We start from the raw sequence: 22,241 nt of genomic DNA on the forward strand, positions 1-22,241 counted from the left end.
TGCCTCCGGGAGGAATAATGAGAAACCTGGCGCTCGCCGTCCTGTATACCGCCGCAACGGCGCTTGCAAATCCCGCCCTTGCCGATGTCGCCGCCGCGCAGGCGCTTCGGGACGGCGATATGAAGAAGCTCAACTTCCATTCCGAAGCGAAACCGGCGGGTACGGCGGATTTCACCAGCTTCGAAGGGAAGCCGCTGAACCTGTCGGACTGGCAGGGCAAATGGCTGCTGGTGAACTTCTGGGCGACGTGGTGCGCGCCGTGCCGCAAAGAGATGCCGATGCTCTCGGAGTTGCAGACCGAGCTGGGCGGCGAGGACTTCGAAGTGGTCACCATCGCCACCGGGCGCAACCCGCCGCCCGCGATGCAGGAGTTCTTTGCAGAGATCGGCGTCGACAATTTGCCGCTGCACCGCGATCCAAAATCGGGTCTGGCGCGGCAGATGGGCGTGCTGGGCCTGCCGATCACCGTGATCGTCGACCCGGACGGACAAGAGGTCGCCCGCATGCAGGGCGATGCGGAATGGAATTCCGACAGTGCCAAGGCGGTGCTGGCGGCACTGATGGCCCCCGCGAGCTGAAAACAAGAGCGGGGCAAGGGTTTCCCCCTGCCCCGCCTCGCTGACGACACGTGCCGAAATTTGCCGATCCGTGACGCTAGTTCAGCGCCAGCAGGATGCGACGGGATCGGGTCTTTACACCGCTCTGATGGTCCCTGGCCCAGCCTTTCATGGCCGCTCCGAGCTGATCGAGTTCCAACGCCCCCGTCGAAACCAGCCCATCGAGCCCCCATTCCTTCCACGCCAGCCCCAGCGCTGTCTCGCGCGTCACCCGTTGCCGGATTTCGCGGAAACCATCGGAATGGATGATGACATAAGCACAGCGCCCCATCGTGCGTGCGCAGCGGTACGGTTCGAATCTGGTGATCAGCCCTTCGGCTGTCACCTCCCGCACCACCTCGCCCCGGTCGTTGGTGTAGTAGCTGCCCAAGAAGACCGGCCGTTTGCCCTTACTCTCGTACGTGTCGAACCGAAAAAGCCCATCCTGCTGCCCGCGCGCGACGTGGCTTTGAAACGCGCCGTGCCCGTCCTCGATCACCATCAGCGAACCGGGCGTCATGCGCGCGGCCTGAAAGGCGATGTCGGCGTGCAGCGGAGCGCTGGCCAGCGTCAGGATTGCAGATAATAGAATGGCGCGCATGGCGCGTGCATCTCCGGTTTCATGGCCCCCGCCACTGATGGAAACCTTGTCGAATTTGCGACGCAGATCAAGCTTTTGCCATATTCCCGCCCAAGAGTGCTCCGGCTGGAGAACAATGCCGCGCTGGCGGCGCAACCGTTCACGAAACCCGAAGCAATCGCCCCATGCGCGGGCGAAACTATGCGGCCCGCCTGCGCGAATCAGCGGCAGTAGGCCCCGTTGCCGTGGCGTGCGATGTCATAGTGCAGATGGTCTTCGTGATAGCCATCCGAGCCGGGGCCAAGCGTGGTGCCAAAGATGCCGCAGGCGCTTTGGTGCATCGATTGCAGCGCCCGGCCCTTGGCCCCGGAATGCCAGTCGCGCAGCACCACGATGTCCTCGCCGTTTTTCAGCCGTATCCCTGCAATGTCAATGGCGCGGCCCTTGCCATGTTCGCTGACCTCTGCCCCCGCCACGTTGTTGCGCGACCGACACGCGTAATGCGCCGCAACGTGCAGCCCCGAAATCCCGCCGCCCATGCTGCCGAACGTAGGCTTGGCGGCGGTGTCGACCCAGCGCTTGAGCGCCTTGGCCGTCGGACAGCTCAGCATGGCCTGCTGGCTGAGCGCGACCCCCGATACAGACGAGACCTTCACCGCGTCCTTGATGCCGCACCCCGAGATGCGCCCCGGAACAAAGCCGACCCTTTCGCCCTGTATCGCCGGATCGCCGCAGACAGATCCCTTGCGCCAGCTCTCGCGCTGCGACATCACCCGCGTCACAAGGCTGTCCGGGCGCAGTTCCGGCAGGTGCGACAGCGCCACGGCCAGCGGCGAGGCAGATGCAAACCCCATCGTCTTGGCCGCATCTTCGGGACTGAAACCGGGGATGCCCGCGTTCTGTAACGCACGGGCAAGCGCGGCACGGGGTGCTTCAGACTGCTGCTCGGTGGTTTTCAGCGGCGGGCGAAGGGACAGCGCCGGAGCCTCTGCCAGCGCCGGGGTCGCCAGCACCAGTACCGCAAAGACCGTGCCAAGCCGCATGTCAGTCGTCCTTCTTGATCCGCCCGAAATCAGGTGCGTCGGTGTCCTGCCCGGCCTCAAGAATGCCCCGGCGGATGCTGCGCGTATGGGTGAAATAGTCGAACAGGGTATCGCCATCGCCGGTGCGGATCGCCCGTTGCAAGGCAAAGAGCTCTTCGGTGAACCGCCCGAGCACCTCGAGCGCGGCATCCTTGTTGGTCAGGAAGACATCGCGCCACATGGTCGGATCGCTGGCGGCAATGCGGGTGAAATCGCGAAAACCGGCGGCCGAGAACTTGATGACCTCCTGATCGGACACCCGGCGCAGATCGTCCGCCACGCCCACCATGGTGTAGGCGATCAAGTGCGGCACATGGCTGACCACGGCACAGACAAGATCGTGGTGACTGACCTCCATGCGCTCGGTGTTGGCGCCCAGCGCCTGCCAGAAGGATTCAAGCGTCGCGGTGGCCTCTTCGCGCGCGCCATGCGGCACGATCAGACACCAGCGGTTGTCGAACAGGCTGGAAAAGCCGGATTCAGGGCCGGAATGCTCGGTGCCGGCCATCGGGTGCGCCGGAACGAAATCCACGCCTTCGGGCAGATGCGGGGCGACCGCCTCGATCACCGACGCCTTGACGGAGCCGACATCGGTGACCGTGCAGCCCGGCTTCAGAAACGGCGCGATGGTCTTTGCAATGGCCCCCATGGCGCCGACCGGCACGGCAAGCACCACAAGATCGGCATCCTTCACCGCCTCTTCGACGCTGTCGCAAACGGTGTCACACAGGCCGATGCGCCGCGCGGTGTCACGAGTTTCGGCGCTGCGGGCATAGCCGGTGACATGGCTTTGCATCCCCGCCCGGCGCATCGCCCAGAACATGGACGACGCGATCAGGCCAAGGCCGATCAGCGCGACGCGGGGATAGCTCATCTTGCGCCCGCCTTGAACAGGCCGATGCAATGGGCGACCCGGCGACAAGACGCCTCGTCGCCGACGGTGATGCGCAGCGCGGCGGGCAGTTTGTAGCCGGTGACGCGGCGCACAAGGATGCCCTGAGATTGCAGGAAGCTGTCGCAGGCCGCAGCCTCGTCCGGGCTGCCAAAGCGCGCCAGCACGAAATTGGCGGTCGAGGCATCCGAGGGCACGCCATGTTCGGCCAGCGCCTCGGCGAGCCATGCCCGCCAGCGGGTGTTTTCTTCGCGCGATTTCTCGACATACATCGTGTCGCGAATGGCGGCTTCGGCGGCCTTGAGCGCAACGTTCGACAGGTTGAACGGCTGGCGGATGCGGTTCAGCACGTCGATCATGTGCTGCGGGCCGTACCCCCAGCCAACGCGCATTCCACCGAGCCCGTACAGCTTTGAAAAGGTGCGGGTCATCACCACGTTCTGCCGCGCCTCAACCAGACGCGCGCCGCCGTCATAGCCCTCGACATATTCAGCATAGGCGCCATCAAGCACGAGGATCGCCTGCGGCGGCAGGTTTTCGGCCAGACGCTCGATCTCGGCGAAGCTGATCATCGTGCCGGTCGGATTGTTCGGATTGGCGATGAACACCAGCCGCGTACGCTCGTTGCAAGCCGCAAGGATGCTGTCGACGCAGACCACGCGCTCGCGCTCGGGCACCTCGACCGGCGTGGCGCCGACAGCGCGGGCAAGGATCGCATACATGGCAAAGCCATGTTCGGTGTGGATCACCTCATCCCCGGGGCCAGCATAGGCTTGCGCGAGAAATTGCAGAACCTCGTCCGAGCCGACGCCGCAGATGATGCGGGCCACGTCCAGATTGTGGACATCGGCAATGGCGGCGCGCAACTCGGCGTGATCGGTCGAGGGATAGCGATGAATATCGTGAACCGCACGGCGAACCGCATCCTGCGCCGCTGGCGACGGGCCAAACGGGTTCTCGTTCGAGCTGAGCTTGATGACATTGCTCAGGCCGTCGACGCTGGATTTGCCGCCGACATAAAGCGCGATATCCATGATACCCGGTCGAGGCTCGATGCCCGCCATTGTCGTCACCCCCGGAAAAACGTTTCCGAAACCTTCTAGCTTGCACGGCCGGGCATGACCAGACACGGCTCCCGGCCCCATGAAAATTCGCACGAAATTTTCGGGGGACGATCGCGGCACGGGGCGCGCACTGTCTTCTCCCGGCGAGTCGTCAGGTGGCGTATGGCCGAAGGCTCGTTTTCGGCGCTGTCTTCGGGAAAATGGTCCCACCGATCCTGACGCGTCCAGTTGGCGCACTGCGCTTCGGTCCGGTTAAGGCAGGGCCGCTGCAGCGGAAGACAGCGGACAGGATCAGGCGCCCTCAGCGGGCTACTCCAGCCCCCAGACCAGCCTCGCGACAGCGCGCCTTGTTGGTGTCCGCAGGGCAACACAGCCAACCCGGCGATGGTCTCGACGGGCTCGTCCACGTCAAAGGTGGTGCTTTACCGGCTAACGGCCTGAGCCGATCAGCAAAACGGCGCTTTCGAATCGCCCGCATAGCGGGAGATCCGGCGCCATGTTTCCGCTGTCCCCTGCCGATGCGAGGCCCGCGTCACGGCGACGCCGGCGCAGGCCCGGTCAGACCATGACCTCGCGCCGCTCCTGCTCGCCAACGGCGAAGACCCGCTTGTAACGGTCGATTTCCGATTGCGGCCCCATCGCCTTGTTCGGGTTGTCCGACAGCTTGACCGTCGGGCGGCCATTGGCGCTGATCGCCTTGCAGACAAGGCTGAACGGGGCGAGCCGGTCATCTTGCGTCAGCCCGCGGAAATCATTGGTGAGAAGCGTGCCCCAGCCAAAGCTGACACGCACCCGGCCATGAAAGCGCGCGTGCAGCTCGATCATCTTGTCCACGTCGAGCCCGTCCGAGAAGATCACCAGCTTTTGCGTAGGATCCTCGCCGCGCACGATCCACCATGCGATCGCCGCCTCGGCTCCCACTTCGGGCGCGCCGCTGTCGATACGAATGCCGGTCCAGCCCGCAAGCCAGTCCGGCGCGCGTTCCAGAAACCCGACCGTGCCGTAGGTGTCCGGCAGGATGATCCGCAGGTTGCCGGAATGCTCCTTGTGCCAGTCGGCCAGCACGTCATAGGGCGCCTGCGCCAGCGCAGCATCATCCTCGGCCAGCGCGGCATAGACCATCGGCAGCTCGTGCGCATTGGTGCCGATCGCCTCGAGATCGCGGTTCTTGGCGATCAGGCAGTTCGAGGTGCCAGCGAAGCGGTCACCCAGCCCTTCGGTCATCGCCTGCACGCACCAGTCCTGCCACAGGAAGCTGTGCCGCCGCCGCGTGCCGAAATCGGCGATGCGCAGGCCGGGCGCGTCGCGCAGACGCTCGACCTTTTCCCATAGCTTTGCGGTGGCGCGGGCATACAGCACCTGCATCTCGAATTTCTTCATGTCATTGAGAACCGCGCGACCGCGCAATTCCATCAGCACCGCCAGCGCCGGGATTTCCCACAGCATCACCTCGGGCCATGAGCCTTCGAAGGTCAGCTCGTACTGATCGCCGACCCGTTCGAGGAAATACGGCGGCAGGCGCAGGTTTTCGAACCATTCCATGAAATCGGGGCGGAACATCTGGCGCTTGCCATAAAAGGTGTTGCCGCGCAGCCAGGTCGATTCCCCGCGCGTGAGCGACAGCGACCGGATATGGTCGAGCTGTTCACGCAACTCCCCCTCGTCGATCAGCCGGGCAAGCGGCACGTGCTTTGAGCGATTGATCAGACTGAAAGTGACCCGCACGTCTGGCCGGTTGTGAAACACTGACTGACACATCAGCAACTTGTAAAAGTCGGTATCAATCAACGAGCGGACGATCGGATCAATCTTCCACTTATGGTTCCAGACTCGTGTGGCGATTTCCAAAGTGTGGCCTCGTGCGCAGGGGTCGCCGCCCCTGATACGTCAACAACGCTTTGCAGGCCAATAGATTTGTCGAGGGCCATCGCGGTCTGCGCCCGCGCCAGAGCAGACAGCAAGGCGCCTTTGCGCAGCGGCTTGCACAGGAAGTCGTCCATTCCGGCATCGATGCAGGCGTCGCGGTCGCTGTCAAAGGCATTGGCGGACAACGCGATGATCCAGGGCTGGGCGCCATCCTGCGCACGTATCGCACGCGTCGCCGCAAATCCGTCGAGCACGGGCATCGACATATCCATCAACACCACGTCAGGAGGGGCCCTCACGACCTGCTCGACGGCCTCGCCACCATTGACCGCCTCGATGATCTCGATCGGCTGATCGACCAGAAGACGCGTTACAAGCAAGCGATTGGCGCGGTTATCCTCGGCCAGCAACAGGCGCAACGGCACCAGCGTGGCGCAGATTGGCACAGAGCGGGCCTTGGGTGGAAGCGGCGCCTCGACTTCGGCCAGAGCAAGTTGCAAGCGCAGTTCGAAGCAGGCTCCACGCGTCTGCGTTTCGGACAGGGAAAGCCCGCCTCCCATGCTCTCGGCGATCTGGCGCGAAATCGACAGCCCGCGCCCCTTACGCGTCGCTTCGCTGCTGGCCTGTTCGAATTGCTCAAAGATCTCGCGGGCACTATCGGGTGGGACACCGATCCCGGTGTCCTGTACCTGCACCACCAGATCCACCATTCCCCCTGCACTGGCCTTCGCATGCGTCGTCACCGTGACGCCGCCCGCGTCGGTGAACTTCACTGCATTCCCCAGAAGGTTTATCAGGATCTGCCGCAGACGCCCGCTATCGCCCAACACATCTGGCAAGAGCGACTGGTGACAGATGTCGAGGTAAAGCCCCTTTTCACGGGCCTGAGGGCGCAGAATATCCGTCGCCTCGCGCAGGCAGGTGCGCAGCGAGAACGGTTCGTCGAGGATCAACACCTTGTCCGCCTCAAGCTTCGAATAATCGAGAATGTCGTTGATGATCTTCAAAAGCGCTTCGGCAGAGCTGCGAATCGTCTTCGTGCAATTGGTCTGATCCGGGGTCAGGTCGGTATCCGACAGGAGACCAGTCATACCGATGATCCCATTCATCGGGGTTCGCATCTCGTGGCTCATGGTCGCAAGGAAGGACGCTTTGGCGCGCGCAACGGCCTCGGCGCAGTGCTTTGCCTCGGCCAGCTCCGCCGTGTGCGCCTTTGCATCGGTGATGTCACGCTCGGTGACGATCACCTCTGCCAACGCGCCATCTACGCCCAGCACCGGCGCAAAGGCCGCCTCGACCCAGATCTTACGGCCGCCCTTGTGGTAGTTGATGACTTCCGCCCGAAGAGTCTCACCCGAACTGGCCCGCGCCATGATGTCCTCGACCTGCCCCAGATCAGTATCAGGCCCGGAGAAGACGTCTTTCAGGCTGCGCCCGACCAGTTCCTCGGAACTGTAGCCCTTCATCCGGGTGACCCCGTCGTTCACCCAGAGGATGCGCATCTCTGGATCCAGCAACAGAATCGACTCATTCGCATGCCGCGCGATCAGCGCCAGCTGCCGAATCTCGTCATGCGACTGCAGGAGGTCTGCGTTGGAGCGCGCAAGCTCTGCCTGCCCAAGCAAGAGCTTGTGTTCATTGGCGATTCGCCTTCGTTCCGCGCCATTGGAATGATGCAGGAAGACATAGGAACAGAAGGCCAGTATCGACAGCCCGAAGGCATTGTAGAACAGCCCCTCGGTGCTTTCATGATTGAGCATTTCCGCGGAAAAACCATAAATCGCCGTGACGCCATAGATCACGATCCGCAGGTTTGCCGCTGCCTTATGATAGCGCCGCACCGCGCCCGCGTTCAGCACCGCTGCCGCAAGAAAAGCAAAGCTGAACAGCGATGCCCCCCCGTCCGGCGCGGTTGCCTGTGCCAGCATCACCGACGCCGCGATCGTCAGCCCCTGAAAACCCGCGGTAAGCGTGCTCAGCAACATCACGTGACGCACCGAGACGCCGCGCCGGATCAATGCGGGCACCTGATGCAGCAACAGGCAATCGACCCCCTCACCGACGATCACGAGAGCCGCGACGATCAACCCCAGAGCCGGCTCGACAAGCAGGCCCAGCGCAACCGCTCCGCCCACGGTCGCAACCTGCCGCACGGCGACATGCCTTACGCGTCCGCGCGCGTAGCGTCGCAACAACCCCTCGGGACTATTGCTTGCCTCGAACACGGCAAGCGACTGAATTTCGACAGCTTGGTCGGACATGGATGGGCTTTCGCTCCGTTACCCACCCCTTCTACCCGTCCAAAGGTTAAGATGGTGCAACCGCGCTCAGGTAAGCGTCACGCCAGCCGTGCCCATCCGCTCTCGCGCAGCGGTTAGCGAACCTCCAAGATCGATACCTCGGCACAGCGCCTCGTTCACCATGACTTCGAAGCCAAGCCGCACCGCATCTATGGCCGAGAAAGCCACGCAGAAATCCGTCGCCAGCCCCACGAGCGTCAACCGTTGAAGACCGCGCGTCTTCAGGTAACCTTCGAGCCCGGTCGGCGTTGCGTGATCGTTCTCGAAAAAGGCGGAATAGCTGTCGATCTGCGGGCGGAATCCCTTGCGGATCACCATTTCGGCGCGGTTCGCATCCAGCGCCGGGTGGAAGGCCGCGCCATCGCTGCCCTGAACGCAATGATCCGGCCACAGCACTTGCGGGCCATAGGGCATCTCGACCTGTTCCAACGGAGCCTTGCCGGGATGCTGGCTGGCAAAAGACGAATGCCCGGCCGGGTGCCAGTCCTGCGTCAGAATGACCGCGTCGAAACCGGCCATAGCATCGTTGATCGGCCCTACGATCCGGTCGCCTTCGGTGACGGCAAGCGCACCGCCCGGACAAAAGTCATTCTGGACATCGATAACGATCAGCGCGTGCATGGGCGGTCTCCTTGGCTGCGGCGATCCTCATGCTTGCCCCGGAGCGATGCAAGGCGTAAATCCGTGCCCATGTTTACCGTTTGCGCGCTTTACCACTTCACTCGTTTCGACGATCCCGCCGGGCTTCAGGGCCCGCTGCTGAACTGCTGCCGTGCCCACGCGGTGACCGGCACGCTGCTGCTGGCGGGCGAAGGCATCAATGGCACCATCGCCGGCCCGCGCGCCGGAATCGACGCGGTGTTGCTGCATATTCGCGCCTTGCCCGGTTGCGCCGATCTAGAATGGAAATTGTCGAATGCTCAGGATCGACCGTTTGCGCGCATGAAGGTGCGCCTCAAGCGTGAGATCGTGACGATGGGGCAGCCCGACGTCGACCCGCGCAGCCGCGTTGGGCACTATGTCGAGCCCTCCGACTGGAATGAGCTGATCCGCTCGCCGGACGTGGCGGTGATCGACACGCGTAACGATTACGAAGTCGCCATCGGCACGTTCGAAGGCGCGATCGACCCTCAAACCGACAGTTTTCGCGACTTTCCCGCTTGGTGGGAGGCAAATCGCGAGCGGTTCCACAACAAGCGCATCGCGATGTTCTGCACCGGCGGCATCCGTTGCGAGAAATCGACCAACTGGCTGCTTGGTCAAGGGGTCGAAGAGGTCTTTCACCTCAAGGGCGGCATTCTGAAATATCTTGAAGACATCCCCGAGGACACCAGCGCCTGGCAGGGTGAGTGTTTCGTGTTCGATGGACGCGTGTCGGTTGGGCACGGGCTTCGGGAAGGGCCGCATCTGCTGTGCCACGCCTGCCGCCGCCCGATGCTGCCCGACGACCGCAGCCGGCCCGAATATGAACATGGCGTGTCCTGCCATCAGTGCATCTCTGAGACATCCGAGTCGGACAAGGCGCGGTTTCGCGAGCGCCAGAAGCAGATCGCGCTCGCTGAAGCGCGCGGCGAACGCCACCTGCTTGCCGACGTTCCCAATGATGCCATGCCGATTATGGCGCGCGATCAGAAATAACTTCGCACCAAGGCCCCGGCGAGCAGCGACCAGCCGTCCGCGACCACGAAGAAGGCCAGCTTGAAGGGCAGGGACACGATCGCCGGCGGCACCATCATCATGCCCATCGACATCAGCACTGCCGCCACCACGAGGTCGATGATCAGGAACGGCAGGAAAATCAGAAAGCCGACCTGAAACGCCCGCGCCACCTCGGACAGCATGAAGCTTGGGATCAGGATCGACAGCGGCGCTTCGGGCGCAAGCGTGGTGCCTATCGAATCTGGCCGCAGATCCGCCATGTTGACGAAGGTTTCCGAGTCGGTGCGCCCGGCCATAAAGCCCCGGAACGGCTCGAGCGTGCGCTCGACGGCAACGTCGAGGTCGATCTGCTCCTCGATCAGCGGCTGCAAACCGTTGTCCCATGCAGCGGTGAAGGTTGGCTCCATGACGAAATAGGTCAGGAATAGCGCGAGACTCACGATCAGCATGTTGGGCGGGGATTGCTGCAAGCCGACCGCCTGGCGCAGGATCGACAGCACGGTCACAAGAAACGGAAAACAGGTGATCATGATCGCGATGCCGGGCGCGAGACTCAGCAGCGTGATCAACGCGATAAGCTGCAGGCTCGCCGCAGTGACGGAGTTTCCCGCGCCAAGGTCGAGGCTGAATTCCTGCGCGCCAGCAGGCCCGGCGAACCCGATCAGCATCGCCGCGTAAAGGACTGGTAGAAGGCGCATCGCTCAGGACGGTTTCTTCAGATCGATCACTTCGGTGAGCCTGACAGCAAGCTGCCCGTTCTCGCCGCCCTCGAGCACCTCGAGAGCGCCGATCCCGATCAGCCGATCGCCGACATACAGTTCCACCGGATCCTCGAGACGCTTGTCGAGGGTCAGAACCGACCCCTCTGCGAGCTTGAGAAGATCCCGCACCAGTGGGCGCGCCCGACCGACAGAGACGGTGATCTCGATCGGAACGGAGGTGAAGGGCGTCGCGGATTCGCTCCGCGCGGCATCTGCCTGGTCATCCATGTGCGGTCTTTCTCCGGTTATCATGCACAAAGCCCTGCACGGCCCGTGCCACCTCCTCGACAAGCCCGCCGAGGTCGATTTGTCTTTCGATATCGCCAAAACGGATATCTGCTTGTCCACCCATCAGGGTTTCATCCTCGATCAGCGACAACGGGAAGCCGATGTCCGGGTCGAGCATCGGCGCCACCTGTTCGGCATGCCCCGATGCAACGGCAATCACCACATCGAGCGTTCCAACCTCGTGTGCCATGGCCCTGAGCTGCTCGGACACATGCAAGCCAAGCGTCTCGCGCAGCATCGCGGGCAACAGCTTGCCGACGACCTCCTCAAGCAAGGGAGAAATGCCGCTCATGACCTGCCCATATGCTTCATGATAGGTGAACGAGAGATCCTGAAGATTCTGCGCGAAGTCGCTTGCGATGCGGGAATGACCGTCATCCTGCGCCTTGATCGCATCATCCCACCCCGCCTTGTAACCGCTCTCGAACGACTCGAGCCTTGCCGTCTCGAGGTCTCCGTCGTCGTGCATGACGCTCATTGCCTGAGCCGGGAGACGGGTTGCCCCGAAATCCTCGAGAATTTCAGCAAGCCGACTCATTTCGCTTCCTCCTTCTCATCAAGCCAGCTGCGCAGGATCTCGACGGTCTCGGTCTTGCGCTCCTCGATCAGGTTGCGCAGTCGATCGACCGGATCCTCCTCGGCAGGGCTATCGAAATCGACCACGCCCATGCCGCCAAACCCCTCGGCTTTGCTCACTGTTGCCAAGGGCGCAAAATCGTCATCGCCCGAGGAGATCTCGCCATCAAGCGCCGGGCCCGAACCCAAGTCCGATACAGGAAGCGCCAGTGCGGCTCCTTCCGCCCCGGCCAGAGCCGCCTGACCGCCACCCGTCAGGATCGGGCGCACCACAAAGAGCCCGAGCACCAGTGCTACAAGCGCAAGCACCGCGATCTTGATCAGCGTCATCGGATCAAGCGTCATCGCAAACCAGCTCGGCTCGATCGGACCGGTGCCTAGCCCTTCGGGCCGTTCAAAAGGCATCGAGCGGATGGTAATCTGATCTCCCCGCGCCTCGTCGAAGCCAACGGCCGACGCGACCAGATCATTCAGCGCCGCAAGTTCGGTGTCCGGCAACGGAACGAAGGTCTGCGTGCCGTCATCCGCGATGGCAAAACTCCCGTTGACGAGGACCGCGACGGTCAGGCGCTTGACGGCCCCCGGCGCCTTGGTGATTTCGCGGGTCGTTTCGGACACTTCGTAATTCACCCGCTCACGCGTTTCGTTTTCCGAGCTTTTCGAACTGTCGCCCCCGCCGTCAGCATTCCCGGCCGGCAGATTCGAGGCCACTGTGACATTGTTGCCCCCCTGATCCTGCGAGGAGCTCGTGTTCTCCGAGGTGTCGGTCGAGATCACCACGCGCCCTTCAGGGTCGAACTGGCGCTGTCTGATCGTCTCACTTTCAGTGATGGTGGCGACGCTGACCTCGACAACTGTGTTGCCTTGCCCCACACGCGCCTCGACGAGCCGTTGCACCCGGTCACGCAGCGCTGCGGCCCGGTCTTCGGCGGTCTGCGCCCCGCCCGGTTCGTCGTCCGCCCCGACAAGGCCGCCTTGCCCGTCAATCACCGCGACATTGTCCGGGACCAGACCCGGAACCGCAGAGGCGACAAGATATTTCAGAGCACGGGCCTGCCCCGGCGAAATCAGCTCGCCATTGGTGGTCACCGAAATCGACGCCGAAGCCGTCACGTCGCGCTGGAAGGGATTCGCCGTGGAATTGGCTATATGTACGCGCGCCGTTGCCACCCAAGGATTGGCGACAATTGTGCGGGCAAGTTCACCTTCCTTGGCACGCCAGTACGCCGCATCGAACATCTGCGATGTCGTGCCGAAGCCCGATAGACTGTCGAGCAACTCATACCCCTGATTCGAATTTGCGGGCAGCCCTTCGCTTGCCAGCGTCATGCGCAGGGCATCGCGCTGCGTATCGGGAACAAATATCGCCCCTCCACGCACTTCATAGGGCACGCCGCGCGCTTCGAGCGCTGAAACCACCTCGCCGGCGGCACCGTTTTCAAGGCCCGCATATAATAGCGTCAGTGAAGGTGACGAGGCCATCCTGCCCATCGCGAGCACTGCAAGTACCATGGCCAGGGTAGCGCCAATGACAATCAGCCTGCGCCGCGCGCCAAGACCATCCCAAATTTGTGCGATCTGCTGCAAGACCAACCTCCGTTCCGACCGTTCTGCTCGGTGAAGGCATCATTGGGGCATCAGGCTTAACAATCGGTTAGTCCCTGAGAGGCTATAACGATCTTGGTTCGAATAAGAGGTCAGCCATGACGGATGCCACAGTCGACGCCCCCGATGGGGAACAAGATGTCAAGAAATCCTCAAACCTGCCGCTCATCATCGGCGTGATTCTGGCGCTTGTGGGCGGAGGCGGAGGATTCTTTGCCGTTTCTTCCGGGCTTTTGCCGTTCGCTGGCAGTGCAACACAGGACCATGCCCCGGCAGAGGCTTCGGAAGACGGGGGCCACGACGCCACCGCCGATTCGCATGCTTCCGGCGGTCCCGGTACGGCCATCGGAGAGGTGTCGTTCATCGAACTTCCACAGCTTGTCGTGTCCATGGGCACGGCATCGAACATGCATCATCTGCGGTTTCAGGCGAGCCTCGAAGTGCTGCCGTCTTCGGTCGCACCGGTTGAAAATCTGAAACCGCGCGTGATCGACGTATTGAACAACTACCTGCGAGCGCTGTCACCCTCGGATATCGAGGCCCCCGGCGCGCTCATCAAGATCAGGTCGCAGCTGTTGCGACGCATTCAGATGGTCACCGGCGAGAATCGCGTGCGTGACCTTCTGATCCTGGAATTCGTGCTCAACTGAGGGGACTGGAATGGAATTCATTGCCGATATCCTGCTCGCCGCCGGGGCCCTCGGGGCCGGCTTTTACTGCTTCGTGCTGTCGCGGCGCCTGTCGAGGTTCACCGACCTGGAGAACGGCGTCGGCGGGGCCGTTGCCCTCCTGTCCGCGCAGGTGGACGATCTGACCCGCACGCTAGACGCAGCGCAAACCACTGCCGGAGAGTCATCGAACAAACTCGAATCGCTGTCCAAACGTGCAGAGGAGTCCGCCAAACGGCTGGAGCTGATGCTTGCATCTATGCATGATCTGCCCGCAGACGAAGCTCCGGCGAAGCAAGCTGTTGGTGGCGGCGAACCGATGTTTTTCCGGCATCCCGGAGCGTCAAGATGATCTCGCTATTTCGCAAGGTAAAGCAGAAACCAGCCCCGAGCGATGCGCAGACTGCGGCCAAACCCACTGCATCGCGCGCACCGACCCGCGCCGGGACGACATCGAAGCCGAAACGGCGGCGCGGAAAGGGAGTTCTTGCGATCATCGGTGGCCTGCTCATCGCCTCTGCTCTGACGCGAGTGGCCATTCAGGCAACTGCGGCGATCGCCTTGGAAACCGGCGCGCCGTCTAATGATGCGATAGCGTCAGAACACGGCGCCGGGGTCCCGGGCAATTCTGTCGCAGCCTGCACCGCGGAAGAGGACATTGCGCCGGTACTGTCTGCCTTGAAGGCGCGCGAAGAGCGGATCACCAAGCGAGAGACGGATATTGAAACCCGTATGCAGGCGCTTTCCATCGCCGAGCAGGAAATCGACCGCAAGCTGGTCGCGCTGGAAGAGGCCGAGGTCAAGCTTCGCTCGACTCTGGCCATGGCGAAGACAGCTGCGGACGACGACGTCGACCGATTGACCCAGGTTTATGCGAGTATGAAACCCAAGCAGGCCTCGGCACTGTTCGAAGAGATGGACCCGGAATTCTCTGCCGGTTTTCTTGGCCGAATGCGTCCGGATGCGGCCGCCGCGATCATGGCGGGCCTGACACCGGCGACGGCCTACACAATCAGTGCAATGTTGGCGGGCAGGAACGCAAACGCGCCAAGGCAGTGACTTTTCAACCCCGCCCCGTGGCAAAGTCAGCGATTCCCTGCGCCCGCAGCGCGCCGGATTGTCGCCCTGCCTCCTGCCCTCGCCGAAACGAGATGATCGTGGGAATCCCCCGGATTCGATAGGATGCGGCAGCGGATTGATGCGCTTCGGTGTTCAACTTCACGAGGCGTACCTGCCCTTTGAGCATCCCCGCCGCCTTGGAGAATTCCGGCCCCATCATCCGGCAAGGCCCGCACCATGGAGCCCAGAAATCAACAACCAATGGCAAATCGTCGACGCGGATCGCTTTTTCAAGCGTGCCGGCATCTACCTCTTGCGCCTTACCCGAAAGCAGGGTGGCGCCACAGGTGCCGCACTTTGGCCCGGCCCCGAGCTGCGCATCCGGCACACGATTGATCTGACCGCAGTCAAGACAGACAAGCTTTGTCATTTTCCAGCTCCACGTCATATTCCATGTGGATTATATGTGCTTTGCACGCCATCGTGACAGTCCCACTGGGACAGCTTGCATTGCTTTCGCGTTGGGCCCGAACAAGATACACTTGCTGTCACCAGAGGAGTCCGAGTTTCAAGATGATCACCCGCCGACAATTCACCCTCGCAAGCGTCGCAGCTGCCGCCGCCGCCGGGTCCCCCGCCCTCGCCTTCGAAGTCGAGCCGAAATTCCGGCCGCAGCCGGTGCGCATCAAGCAGGATCTCGCGCCCGGCCAGATCCTGATCCTGCCCCGCGCGCATTTTCTGTATTACGTGTCCGCTCCAGGCCAAGCGATCCGCTACGGCGTTGGCGTCGGGAAGGCCGGGCTTGAGTTCACCGGGGATGCGATCATTCAGGTCAAGAAGGAATGGCCGACATGGCGCCCGACACAAGACATGATCGATCGTGAGCCAGATCACTACGGCAAGTTCAAGGACAACGATTATGTCCAGCCCGGCGGCCCGGAGAACCCGCTTGGCGCGCGCGCGCTCTACCTTTTCCAGAATGGTCGCGACACGTTCTTCCGCATTCATGGAACCACAGCCCCCGAATCGATCGGCCAATCCGTGTCGAACGGCTGCATCCGGATGTTGAATGAACACGTGAAGGACCTGTACGAGCGTGTACCGCTTGGCACACCGGTCACCGTGCTCTGAGCCTTGGCAGCGCGCCTAGCGCGCTGTTTACCAAGCCTGCCGCAATTCAAACGAATTTCTGGCCATTCGCTTCCTTCCTGACTGCCTCCTGACACAATCCAGCCCGAATTGGCCCGGATTAATGCTATCGTAGAGTTTGAAGCGCAGTCTTAATTGCGAAGGGAGGCTGACATGGCATTGATCGCACTCTTGTCTGGAAGCGTTTTGGGCGCTTTTGCGGCAATTTCTGGTTGGCTGGTTTTCGGCATCTCACCGATGTTCGGGTTTGGCCTGTACCTCGCAACCTCGCTTGGCCTTGGTTTGGCGCCCTTTGTGCTTTGCGGTCTGAGAACGGCTTTGCGCGGCGTCGGCAACCCCATTCCGGCGAACCGCTGACGCTACTCCTTGGCGTCGATGCGCTCCACCAACTGCTCGACAGTGGGGCCAATTGCATCGACGATCATCGCCACCCCTTCCGGGTTTGGATGAATTCCGTCTGCCTGCATCAACCCTTCCGCCGCCGACGGTGCCGCCCCCTCGGGCAAGATCCCTTCAAAGAAATATGGGTAGAAAAGGCTGTCGTGCTGCGACGCCAGAGCAGGGTAGAGCGCATCGAAGGATGCCTTGTAGTCCGGCCCGTAGTTCCCCGGCGCAGTCATCCCGACCAGCAATACGGCAACATCCTTGGCTTCGGCCGCCGTCAGGATGCCGTCGATATTGCTGCGCGTCACCGCCGGATCCAGCCCGCGAAGCAGGTCATTTCCGCCCAGCGTAACGATCATCCCTTCGATGTCCGGCGTAAGCGACCAATCGACCCGCGCCAACCCTCCGGCAGAGGTATCGCCGGACACACCTCCGTTGACGATCTGCACGTCATATCCCCGGGCCGTGAGCCAGGCTTGCAGCTGCGGCACGAATCCTTCGCCATCCATCAGCCCGTAGCCTTGCGTCAGGCTATCGCCCAGTGCCAGAATTCGCGTCGTTTCCGCCTGCACCGGTAGGGCCAACCCCACCAGCAGCACCGGAAACAGGTTGTGGATCCGCAACCGGGTCCCATATTTCGTCAAAGCTTTCATTGTTCCCGGAAAATCCCTCATGCCCGATCCCGTCATCACCCTTGAAGATGTCACGCTCAGCCTCAGGGGCAATGCCGGAATGGTCGAGATCCTTCACGGTATCTCGATGCAGGTGGCCGCCGGAGAGACACTGGGCCTCATTGGCCCGTCGGGCAGCGGCAAATCTTCGCTTCTTATGGTGATGGGCGGCTTGGAAAGCGCAACATCTGGGGTTGTCCGGGCCCTCGGACAGGATCTCACCGAGATGAACGAAGACGCGCTGGCCCGCTTTCGGCGCGATCACATGGGCGTGGTGTTTCAAAGCTTCAACCTGATCCCAACGATGACCGCGCTTGAAAACGTCGCCACCCCGCTGGAGCTGGCGGGCCACAAGGACGCATTCGCCCGCGCCAAGGCCGAGCTTGACGCGGTCGGGCTGGGTCACCGCGCCGATCACTATCCCGCGCAAATGTCCGGCGGAGAGCAGCAGCGAGTTGCGCTGGCCCGCGCCGCGGCGCCCCGGCCACATATCCTGCTGGCGGATGAACCGACGGGGAACCTCGACGGCGCGAATGGCGATGCGATCATGGACATGCTGTTCGGCCTGCGGGATCGACATGGGGCAACGCTGGTGCTGGTGACGCATTCGAACACGCTTGCCGCGCGCTGCGACCGGGTGATCCGCCTGACCGACGGGCGCATCGACCCTGCACAGGCGAGGGCCGCCGAATGAGCCTTGCCATCGCGGCGCGCCTCGCCCGGCGCGAATTGCGCGGAGGTCTGCACGGCTTTCGCATCTTCCTTGCCTGCCTTGCGCTGGGAGTCGCGGCGATTGCCGGGGTCGGCTCGGTGCGCTCGGCGATTCAGGCGGGGCTAGCCGATCAGGGCGCGGTCTTGCTCGGGGGCGACGCGCAGGCCGAATTCACCTATCGTTTTGCCTCGGATGAGGAACGCGCGTGGCTGCAAAGCGTGGCCACGCAAGTCTCTGAAATCACCGATTTCCGGTCCATGGCCGTGGTCGGGGACGAGCGCGCGCTGACGCAGGTCAAGTCGGTTGATGATGCCTATCCGCTGCTTGGGCAGATGGTTCTTGATCCGCCGATGCCGCTGGCCGACGCGCTCAACGACAGCGGCGCGGTGATGGCCCCGGTGCTGGCGGACCGGCTCGGGCTGTCTCCTGGCGACACCTTCAAGCTTGGGACGAGGGAGTTCACCCTCTCGGCCATTATCGTGACAGAACCGGACGATGCGGGCGACGGGTTCGGCCTTGGGCCGCGCACGCTGGTCAAGACCACCGATCTGGATGGATCTGGCCTGCTGGCGCCCGGCTCGCTGTTCGAAAGCGAATATCGGCTGACAGTCCCCGCCGGCACCGACATGCAGGCGCTCAAGGCTGAGGCAGAGGCGCGCTACCAGGGCAGCGGCATCCGCTGGCGCGATGCCAGCAACGGCGCGCCGGGGATCGCGCGCTTTGTCGACCGGCTGGCAAATTTCCTTGTGCTGGTGGGGCTTTCCGGTCTGGCCGTCGGCGGCATCGGAGTGTCGGCGGCGGTGCGGGCCTATCTGGCGCGCAAGACCTCGGTGATCGCAACGCTGCGCACGCTGGGCGCCTCGCGGCGGGTGATCTTCCTGACCTATTTCCTTCAGGTCGGCTTTCTGAGCCTTGTCGGCATAGCCATCGGCATCGTGCTGGGGGCGGCGATTCCGCTGCTGTTCGCGCCGATCATCGCAGGCGCCCTGCCGATTCCGGTGATCTTCACGCTTTATCCCGGCCCCTTGGGCGAGGCGGCGATCTATGGCGTTCTGACTGCGCTGCTGTTCACGCTCTGGCCGCTGGCGCGGACCGAAGACGTGCGCGCCGCGACCCTGTTTCGCGACGCGCTCGACAGCGCACGCGCCCTGCCCGCAACACGCTTTGTCGTGGCGACGGTGGTCCTGCTGGCGCTGCTGGTCGGGGTGGCGGTGCTGTTTTCGGGCAGCCCGCGCATCACGCTATGGACCACCGGCGGCATCCTTGGCGCGCTGATCATCCTCACCGTGGCCGCGTCGGGAATCCGCGCATTGGCCCGCAAGGCGACCCCCGCAGCGCGTGGAAAGCCGGTGCTTCGCTGGGCGCTTGGCGCGATCGGCGGGCCACGCGAAACTGCGGCGTCGGTGGTGCTGTCGCTGGGGCTGGGCCTGTCGGTGCTGGCCGCCATCGGGCAGATCGACGGCAACCTGCGCGCGGCCATCGACCGTGACCTGCCCGAGATCGCCCCGTCGTATTTCTTTGTCGATATCCAGCCCGACCAGATCGATGGCTATCGCCAGCGGCTCGCCGAAGATCCCGCCGTCAGCCGCGTCGATACCGCGCCGATGCTGCGCGGCGTGATCACCCGGATCAACGGCGTGAATGCCCGCGAGGTCGCCGGGGATCACTGGGTGGTACGCGGCGACCGGGGCATCACCTATGCCGCGCAGCCGGACGAGCGCACCATCATCACCGACGGCGCGTGGTGGCCCGAGAATTACGACGGCCCGCCCCAGATCAGCTTTGCCCGCGAAGAGGCCGAAGAAATCGGCCTGAACCTCGGCGACGAGATCACCTTCAACGTGCTTGGCCGCGACATCACCGCGACGATCACCAGCTTTCGCGACGTGGATTTCTCGACCGCCGGGATCGGCTTTGTCATGACGCTGAACCCGGCCGCGCTGCAGGGCGCGCCGCACACATGGATTTCGACCGTCTACGCCGAACCGCAGGCCGAGGCGCAGATCCTGCGCGATCTGGCCAGCCAGTATCCCAACATCACCGCGATCCGGGTGCGCGATGCCATCGACCGGGTGGCCGAGCTGCTGGAAGGCATTGGCGTCGCGATCCGCTGGGGCGCGGCGGCAACCCTGCTGACCGGGTTTCTCGTGCTGATCGGTGCGGCCAGCGCCGGGTCCGGCGCACGCACCTACGAGGCCGCCGTGCTCAAGACGCTGGGCGCCAGCCGCGCGCGCATCCTGCAAAGCTTTGCGCTGCGCTCGGTGTTGCTGGGCGCGGGCGCCGGGATCGTGGCGCTGGGAGCGGGCATCCTTGGCGGCTGGGCGGTGAGCCATTTCATCATGGAAACCGGCTTTGCCGTGCAATGGTCGTCGGCCTTCGGCATCATCCTTGGCGGCATCGTTGCCACGCTGCTCGCCGGGCTCGGCTTTGCCTGGAAACCGCTGTCGGCGCGCCCCGCCGGGGTACTGCGGGCGCGGGAATAGTGCCGCTTGCACCTCGCGCGCGGGACTGGCAAGCCTTCGCCATCCCTTTTGGCAGCTGCAGGACGCGATAGATGACCGATTCCCTTCCCATGCCGATTTCCGTGCTGAGTCGCGCTCAGAAGACCTCGATCCTCAACCTGGTACGCCGGGCCGCGAAGACCGAGATCATGCCGCGGTTTCGCCGGCTCGATGCGAAGGAGATCGCGCAAAAGACCTCGCGCCTCGATCTGGTGACCGAAGCCGACCGCAACGCCGAAAAGATGATCGCGCGTGGTTTGCTGCGGATGTTTCCCAATGCGGTGATCGTGGGCGAGGAAGCGGTGTCCGAAAACGCCGCCGTGCTGGACAAGATCGCCGGGGCCGAGCTGTGCTTTACCATCGATCCGGTGGACGGGACGTGGAATTTTGCCAAGGGTCTTGCCACCTTTGGGGTGATCGTCTCGGCGCTGCGCTTCGGCAAGCCGGTGTTCGGGCTGATCTACGATCCGGTGATGGATGACGTGATCTGGGGCGATCTTGGTGGGCCGGCGGAAATGACCGTGCCGACCAAGCGGGTCAATCGCGAGGTCTACACCTCGGAGGGCGGCGAGATCGCCGACCTGTATGGCTACATCCCGCTCTACATGATGCCGCTGGACAAGCGCGCCGAGATGGCGGCCACCCTGCCCCGCTTCGAGCATGTGCAATCCCTCCGCTGCTCGGCGCATCAGGACCGGATGCTGGTGCAAGGCCACGTCGATTTCGTGCTTTCGACCGGGCTGACGCCTTGGGACAATTCCGCCGGTGTGGTGCTGACCGGCTGTGCAGGCGGCGTGGCCCGGATGCTCGACGGGGCAGAGTTCAACGCCGCGAAGACCGAGGGCTACCTGCTCTGCGCCAGCGACGAGGCAACATGGACCCGGCTGCGCGACGCGTTTTCGTTTCTGCTGGAAACCCCGGCTGCGCCGGTGCCGATCGAAGACAGCGATGGAGACGGCGGCGAGGGTTAACGCCGCGCTGCCCAGCTCGCCGAGGCGTGCTTGCGGGTATAGAATTCGGCCATCAGGCCGATCATGATCAGCACCAGCGACAGGTACAACGCATATTCCCAGTTGGAATTGCGCGGGTTGTAATCGACAAAGGCAAAGCCGCGTGACTGGTCGATGGTGTGAAACAGCGGGTTCCAGCTGAACAGCGCGATCATCTTGGGCGGCAGGGTGTTGGCGACGAACATCTTGCCCGAAGCGATCATGTTGGCCCGCTGATAGATCGTCGACAGGATCGACACCGGCGTCGGGAACCATGGCTTTGCCGCAAGGAACACCAGCCCGATCGCCGCCCCCGACAGCCATGACAGCAGCAACATGCCAAGGCAGGCGATGGGATCATATATCTCCTGCATGACGAACGGGTTGAAGGCCACGTCGTAGATGAACAGGATGAAGAACAGTGACAGCACCTGAATATACAGCGTCGACAGCATCGCCGAAGCGATGGCGATGGCGGTGTTCATCGGCGCGTGCTGCATCATCGGGCTGGCCGGGCCTTCAGAACCGACGACGGCCCCCATGGTCTTGGTATGGGTCATGTACAGGAACACGCCGGTCATGATGTAGATCATGAAGTCGCCGCGCAGCGCCGTGCTGCGCAACCCGAGGATCTGGAACATGAAATAGAAGGCGAGCACGAAGATGATGGTCTGAAGCATGTTCATGAACAGCGCCATGAACGCGTTGCCATGGCTCTTACGCACGGCACGCACCGAATTGTGGTAGATCAGTTCGCAAATATAGACCGCAGACCCAAAGCTTGATCGCGGTTTTCTGGATTCGAACATCTTGCGCCTGCTCCGCTATGGCCCCACCGT

Annotated in this window: 24 protein-coding genes; 10 read left to right on the forward strand and 14 right to left on the reverse strand. The window is 63.1% G+C overall.

The features are described from left to right. The first annotated feature begins 17 nt into the window (after positions 1-17). Entirely contained in the window at positions 18-578 is a 561-nt protein-coding gene (locus tag Q4543_RS01735; protein ID WP_303435992.1) for a TlpA disulfide reductase family protein, read from the forward strand. Between the two features lie 76 nt (positions 579-654). On the opposite strand, the gene Q4543_RS01740 is transcribed toward Q4543_RS01735, so the two are convergent. The 7 genes from Q4543_RS01740 to pncA all read right to left on the reverse strand — a co-directional run bounded on the left by Q4543_RS01740 (position 655) and on the right by pncA (position 9,001). Then, on the reverse strand, positions 655-1,197 hold the full coding sequence (locus Q4543_RS01740) for a hypothetical protein (protein WP_303435993.1): 543 nt from the start codon (positions 1,195-1,197) through the stop codon (positions 655-657). 200 nt (positions 1,198-1,397) lie between these two features. Further along, on the reverse strand, positions 1,398-2,219 hold the full coding sequence (locus tag Q4543_RS01745; protein ID WP_303435994.1) for an extensin family protein: 822 nt from the start codon (positions 2,217-2,219) through the stop codon (positions 1,398-1,400). Between the two features lies 1 nt (position 2,220). Next, entirely contained in the window at positions 2,221-3,132 is a 912-nt protein-coding gene (locus Q4543_RS01750) for a prephenate/arogenate dehydrogenase family protein (RefSeq protein ID WP_216002236.1), read from the reverse strand. Beyond that, positions 3,129-4,214, reverse strand: a complete 1,086-nt coding sequence (gene hisC, locus Q4543_RS01755; RefSeq protein WP_303435998.1) for a histidinol-phosphate transaminase — start codon at positions 4,212-4,214, stop codon at positions 3,129-3,131. The genes Q4543_RS01750 and hisC overlap by 4 nt, the downstream gene beginning before the upstream one ends. Positions 4,215-4,772: 558 nt before the next feature. Continuing rightward, entirely contained in the window at positions 4,773-6,062 is a 1,290-nt protein-coding gene (gene pncB, locus Q4543_RS01760; RefSeq protein ID WP_303436000.1) for a nicotinate phosphoribosyltransferase, read from the reverse strand. Next, positions 5,999-8,341, reverse strand: coding sequence for a PAS domain-containing sensor histidine kinase (locus tag Q4543_RS01765; RefSeq protein WP_303436002.1), 2,343 nt, complete (start codon positions 8,339-8,341; stop codon positions 5,999-6,001). The genes pncB and Q4543_RS01765 overlap by 64 nt, the downstream gene beginning before the upstream one ends. Before the next feature lie 66 nt (positions 8,342-8,407). Next, entirely contained in the window at positions 8,408-9,001 is a 594-nt protein-coding gene (gene pncA, locus Q4543_RS01770; protein WP_303436004.1) for a bifunctional nicotinamidase/pyrazinamidase, read from the reverse strand. A 69-nt stretch (positions 9,002-9,070) separates the two neighbouring features. Here pncA and Q4543_RS01775 point away from each other — a divergent pair, with 69 nt between their 5' ends. Beyond that, on the forward strand, positions 9,071-10,018 hold the full coding sequence (locus tag Q4543_RS01775; RefSeq protein WP_303436135.1) for a rhodanese-related sulfurtransferase: 948 nt from the start codon (positions 9,071-9,073) through the stop codon (positions 10,016-10,018). On the opposite strand, the gene fliP is transcribed toward Q4543_RS01775, so the two are convergent. Genes fliP through fliF form a run of 4 tightly spaced genes read right to left on the reverse strand, consistent with a single transcriptional unit; the run spans position 10,009 to position 13,251 of the window. Then, entirely contained in the window at positions 10,009-10,737 is a 729-nt protein-coding gene (gene fliP / locus Q4543_RS01780) for a flagellar type III secretion system pore protein FliP (RefSeq protein WP_303436006.1), read from the reverse strand. The two genes, Q4543_RS01775 and fliP, sit on opposite strands and share 10 nt — an antisense overlap. 3 nt (positions 10,738-10,740) lie before the next feature. Continuing rightward, a complete protein-coding gene (locus Q4543_RS01785) occupies positions 10,741-11,028 on the reverse strand; it encodes a FliM/FliN family flagellar motor switch protein (RefSeq protein WP_303436008.1) in 288 nt (95 codons plus the stop codon). Beyond that, complete coding sequence (locus Q4543_RS01790; RefSeq protein WP_303436011.1) at positions 11,021-11,626, reverse strand: ABC transporter ATP-binding protein; 606 nt, start codon at positions 11,624-11,626, stop codon at positions 11,021-11,023. Before Q4543_RS01790 ends, Q4543_RS01785 begins: the two co-directional genes overlap by 8 nt. Next, positions 11,623-13,251: a flagellar basal-body MS-ring/collar protein FliF gene (gene fliF, locus Q4543_RS01795; protein WP_303436013.1), complete on the reverse strand. Its 1,629-nt coding sequence runs from the start codon at positions 13,249-13,251 to the stop codon at positions 11,623-11,625. Before fliF ends, Q4543_RS01790 begins: the two co-directional genes overlap by 4 nt. Before the next feature lie 116 nt (positions 13,252-13,367). On the opposite strand from fliF, the gene fliL reads away from it, so the two are divergent. Genes fliL through Q4543_RS01810 form a run of 3 tightly spaced genes read left to right on the forward strand, consistent with a single transcriptional unit; the run spans position 13,368 to position 14,996 of the window. Further along, positions 13,368-13,919, forward strand: coding sequence for a flagellar basal body-associated protein FliL (gene fliL, locus Q4543_RS01800; protein ID WP_303436014.1), 552 nt, complete (start codon positions 13,368-13,370; stop codon positions 13,917-13,919). A 10-nt stretch (positions 13,920-13,929) separates the two neighbouring features. Continuing rightward, entirely contained in the window at positions 13,930-14,289 is a 360-nt protein-coding gene (locus Q4543_RS01805; RefSeq protein ID WP_216002226.1) for a hypothetical protein, read from the forward strand. Further along, positions 14,286-14,996 carry a MotE family protein gene (locus Q4543_RS01810; RefSeq protein WP_303436017.1) on the forward strand — a complete coding sequence of 237 codons (711 nt, stop codon included), beginning with the start codon at positions 14,286-14,288 and terminating at the stop codon, positions 14,994-14,996. Before Q4543_RS01805 ends, Q4543_RS01810 begins: the two co-directional genes overlap by 4 nt. A gap of 4 nt (positions 14,997-15,000) precedes the next feature. Here Q4543_RS01810 and trxC read toward each other — a convergent pair whose 3' ends face one another. Then, complete coding sequence (gene trxC / locus Q4543_RS01815) at positions 15,001-15,426, reverse strand: thioredoxin TrxC (RefSeq protein ID WP_303436019.1); 426 nt, start codon at positions 15,424-15,426, stop codon at positions 15,001-15,003. A gap of 143 nt (positions 15,427-15,569) precedes the next feature. Between trxC and Q4543_RS01820 the strand changes: the two genes are divergently transcribed. Together Q4543_RS01820 and Q4543_RS01825 are read left to right on the forward strand one after the other, a co-directional pair. Continuing rightward, positions 15,570-16,127 carry a L,D-transpeptidase gene (locus tag Q4543_RS01820; RefSeq protein ID WP_303436021.1) on the forward strand — a complete coding sequence of 186 codons (558 nt, stop codon included), beginning with the start codon at positions 15,570-15,572 and terminating at the stop codon, positions 16,125-16,127. 171 nt (positions 16,128-16,298) lie between these two features. After that, positions 16,299-16,502, forward strand: coding sequence for a hypothetical protein (locus tag Q4543_RS01825; RefSeq protein WP_303436023.1), 204 nt, complete (start codon positions 16,299-16,301; stop codon positions 16,500-16,502). A gap of 2 nt (positions 16,503-16,504) precedes the next feature. Here Q4543_RS01825 and Q4543_RS01830 read toward each other — a convergent pair whose 3' ends face one another. Continuing rightward, a complete protein-coding gene (locus Q4543_RS01830) occupies positions 16,505-17,203 on the reverse strand; it encodes an arylesterase (protein ID WP_303436024.1) in 699 nt (232 codons plus the stop codon). On the opposite strand from Q4543_RS01830, the gene Q4543_RS01835 reads away from it, so the two are divergent. The 3 genes from Q4543_RS01835 to Q4543_RS01845 all read left to right on the forward strand — a co-directional run bounded on the left by Q4543_RS01835 (position 17,202) and on the right by Q4543_RS01845 (position 21,384). Next, entirely contained in the window at positions 17,202-17,894 is a 693-nt protein-coding gene (locus Q4543_RS01835) for an ABC transporter ATP-binding protein (RefSeq protein ID WP_303436026.1), read from the forward strand. The two genes, Q4543_RS01830 and Q4543_RS01835, sit on opposite strands and share 2 nt — an antisense overlap. Next, positions 17,891-20,395, forward strand: coding sequence for an ABC transporter permease (locus Q4543_RS01840; protein ID WP_303436028.1), 2,505 nt, complete (start codon positions 17,891-17,893; stop codon positions 20,393-20,395). The genes Q4543_RS01835 and Q4543_RS01840 overlap by 4 nt, the downstream gene beginning before the upstream one ends. A gap of 71 nt (positions 20,396-20,466) precedes the next feature. After that, positions 20,467-21,384 carry an inositol monophosphatase gene (locus Q4543_RS01845; RefSeq protein WP_303436030.1) on the forward strand — a complete coding sequence of 306 codons (918 nt, stop codon included), beginning with the start codon at positions 20,467-20,469 and terminating at the stop codon, positions 21,382-21,384. Here the strand turns inward: Q4543_RS01845 and Q4543_RS01850 are convergent. After that, entirely contained in the window at positions 21,381-22,211 is an 831-nt protein-coding gene (locus Q4543_RS01850; RefSeq protein WP_303436032.1) for an ABC transporter permease, read from the reverse strand. The genes Q4543_RS01845 and Q4543_RS01850 overlap by 4 nt on opposite strands. Between the last annotated feature and the right edge of the window lie 30 nt (positions 22,212-22,241).

This window comes from Salipiger sp. 1_MG-2023 (assembly GCF_030547555.1).
Classification (GTDB): domain Bacteria; phylum Pseudomonadota; class Alphaproteobacteria; order Rhodobacterales; family Rhodobacteraceae; genus Salipiger.

What these genes read in the sequence shown, in the direction of transcription:
- Q4543_RS01735 (WP_303435992.1), top strand. Translation starts at nt 18, where the DNA reads ATGAGAAACCTGGCGCTCGCCGTCCTGTATACCGCCGCAACGGCGCTT.
- Q4543_RS01740 (WP_303435993.1), bottom strand. Translation starts at nt 1,197, where the DNA reads ATGCGCGCCATTCTATTATCTGCAATCCTGACGCTGGCCAGCGCTCCG.
- Q4543_RS01745 (WP_303435994.1), bottom strand. Translation starts at nt 2,219, where the DNA reads ATGCGGCTTGGCACGGTCTTTGCGGTACTGGTGCTGGCGACCCCGGCG.
- Q4543_RS01750 (WP_216002236.1), bottom strand. Translation starts at nt 3,132, where the DNA reads ATGAGCTATCCCCGCGTCGCGCTGATCGGCCTTGGCCTGATCGCGTCG.
- hisC (WP_303435998.1), bottom strand. Translation starts at nt 4,214, where the DNA reads ATGGCGGGCATCGAGCCTCGACCGGGTATCATGGATATCGCGCTTTAT.
- Q4543_RS01765 (WP_303436002.1), bottom strand. Translation starts at nt 8,341, where the DNA reads ATGTCCGACCAAGCTGTCGAAATTCAGTCGCTTGCCGTGTTCGAGGCA.
- pncA (WP_303436004.1), bottom strand. Translation starts at nt 9,001, where the DNA reads ATGCACGCGCTGATCGTTATCGATGTCCAGAATGACTTTTGTCCGGGC.
- Q4543_RS01775 (WP_303436135.1), top strand. Translation starts at nt 9,071, where the DNA reads ATGTTTACCGTTTGCGCGCTTTACCACTTCACTCGTTTCGACGATCCC.
- fliP (WP_303436006.1), bottom strand. Translation starts at nt 10,737, where the DNA reads ATGCGCCTTCTACCAGTCCTTTACGCGGCGATGCTGATCGGGTTCGCC.
- Q4543_RS01785 (WP_303436008.1), bottom strand. Translation starts at nt 11,028, where the DNA reads ATGGATGACCAGGCAGATGCCGCGCGGAGCGAATCCGCGACGCCCTTC.
- Q4543_RS01790 (WP_303436011.1), bottom strand. Translation starts at nt 11,626, where the DNA reads ATGAGTCGGCTTGCTGAAATTCTCGAGGATTTCGGGGCAACCCGTCTC.
- fliL (WP_303436014.1), top strand. Translation starts at nt 13,368, where the DNA reads ATGACGGATGCCACAGTCGACGCCCCCGATGGGGAACAAGATGTCAAG.
- Q4543_RS01805 (WP_216002226.1), top strand. Translation starts at nt 13,930, where the DNA reads ATGGAATTCATTGCCGATATCCTGCTCGCCGCCGGGGCCCTCGGGGCC.
- Q4543_RS01810 (WP_303436017.1), top strand. Translation starts at nt 14,286, where the DNA reads ATGATCTCGCTATTTCGCAAGGTAAAGCAGAAACCAGCCCCGAGCGAT.
- trxC (WP_303436019.1), bottom strand. Translation starts at nt 15,426, where the DNA reads ATGACAAAGCTTGTCTGTCTTGACTGCGGTCAGATCAATCGTGTGCCG.
- Q4543_RS01820 (WP_303436021.1), top strand. Translation starts at nt 15,570, where the DNA reads ATGATCACCCGCCGACAATTCACCCTCGCAAGCGTCGCAGCTGCCGCC.
- Q4543_RS01825 (WP_303436023.1), top strand. Translation starts at nt 16,299, where the DNA reads ATGGCATTGATCGCACTCTTGTCTGGAAGCGTTTTGGGCGCTTTTGCG.
- Q4543_RS01835 (WP_303436026.1), top strand. Translation starts at nt 17,202, where the DNA reads ATGCCCGATCCCGTCATCACCCTTGAAGATGTCACGCTCAGCCTCAGG.
- Q4543_RS01830 (WP_303436024.1), bottom strand. Translation starts at nt 17,203, where the DNA reads ATGAGGGATTTTCCGGGAACAATGAAAGCTTTGACGAAATATGGGACC.
- Q4543_RS01840 (WP_303436028.1), top strand. Translation starts at nt 17,891, where the DNA reads ATGAGCCTTGCCATCGCGGCGCGCCTCGCCCGGCGCGAATTGCGCGGA.
- Q4543_RS01845 (WP_303436030.1), top strand. Translation starts at nt 20,467, where the DNA reads ATGACCGATTCCCTTCCCATGCCGATTTCCGTGCTGAGTCGCGCTCAG.
- Q4543_RS01850 (WP_303436032.1), bottom strand. Translation starts at nt 22,211, where the DNA reads ATGTTCGAATCCAGAAAACCGCGATCAAGCTTTGGGTCTGCGGTCTAT.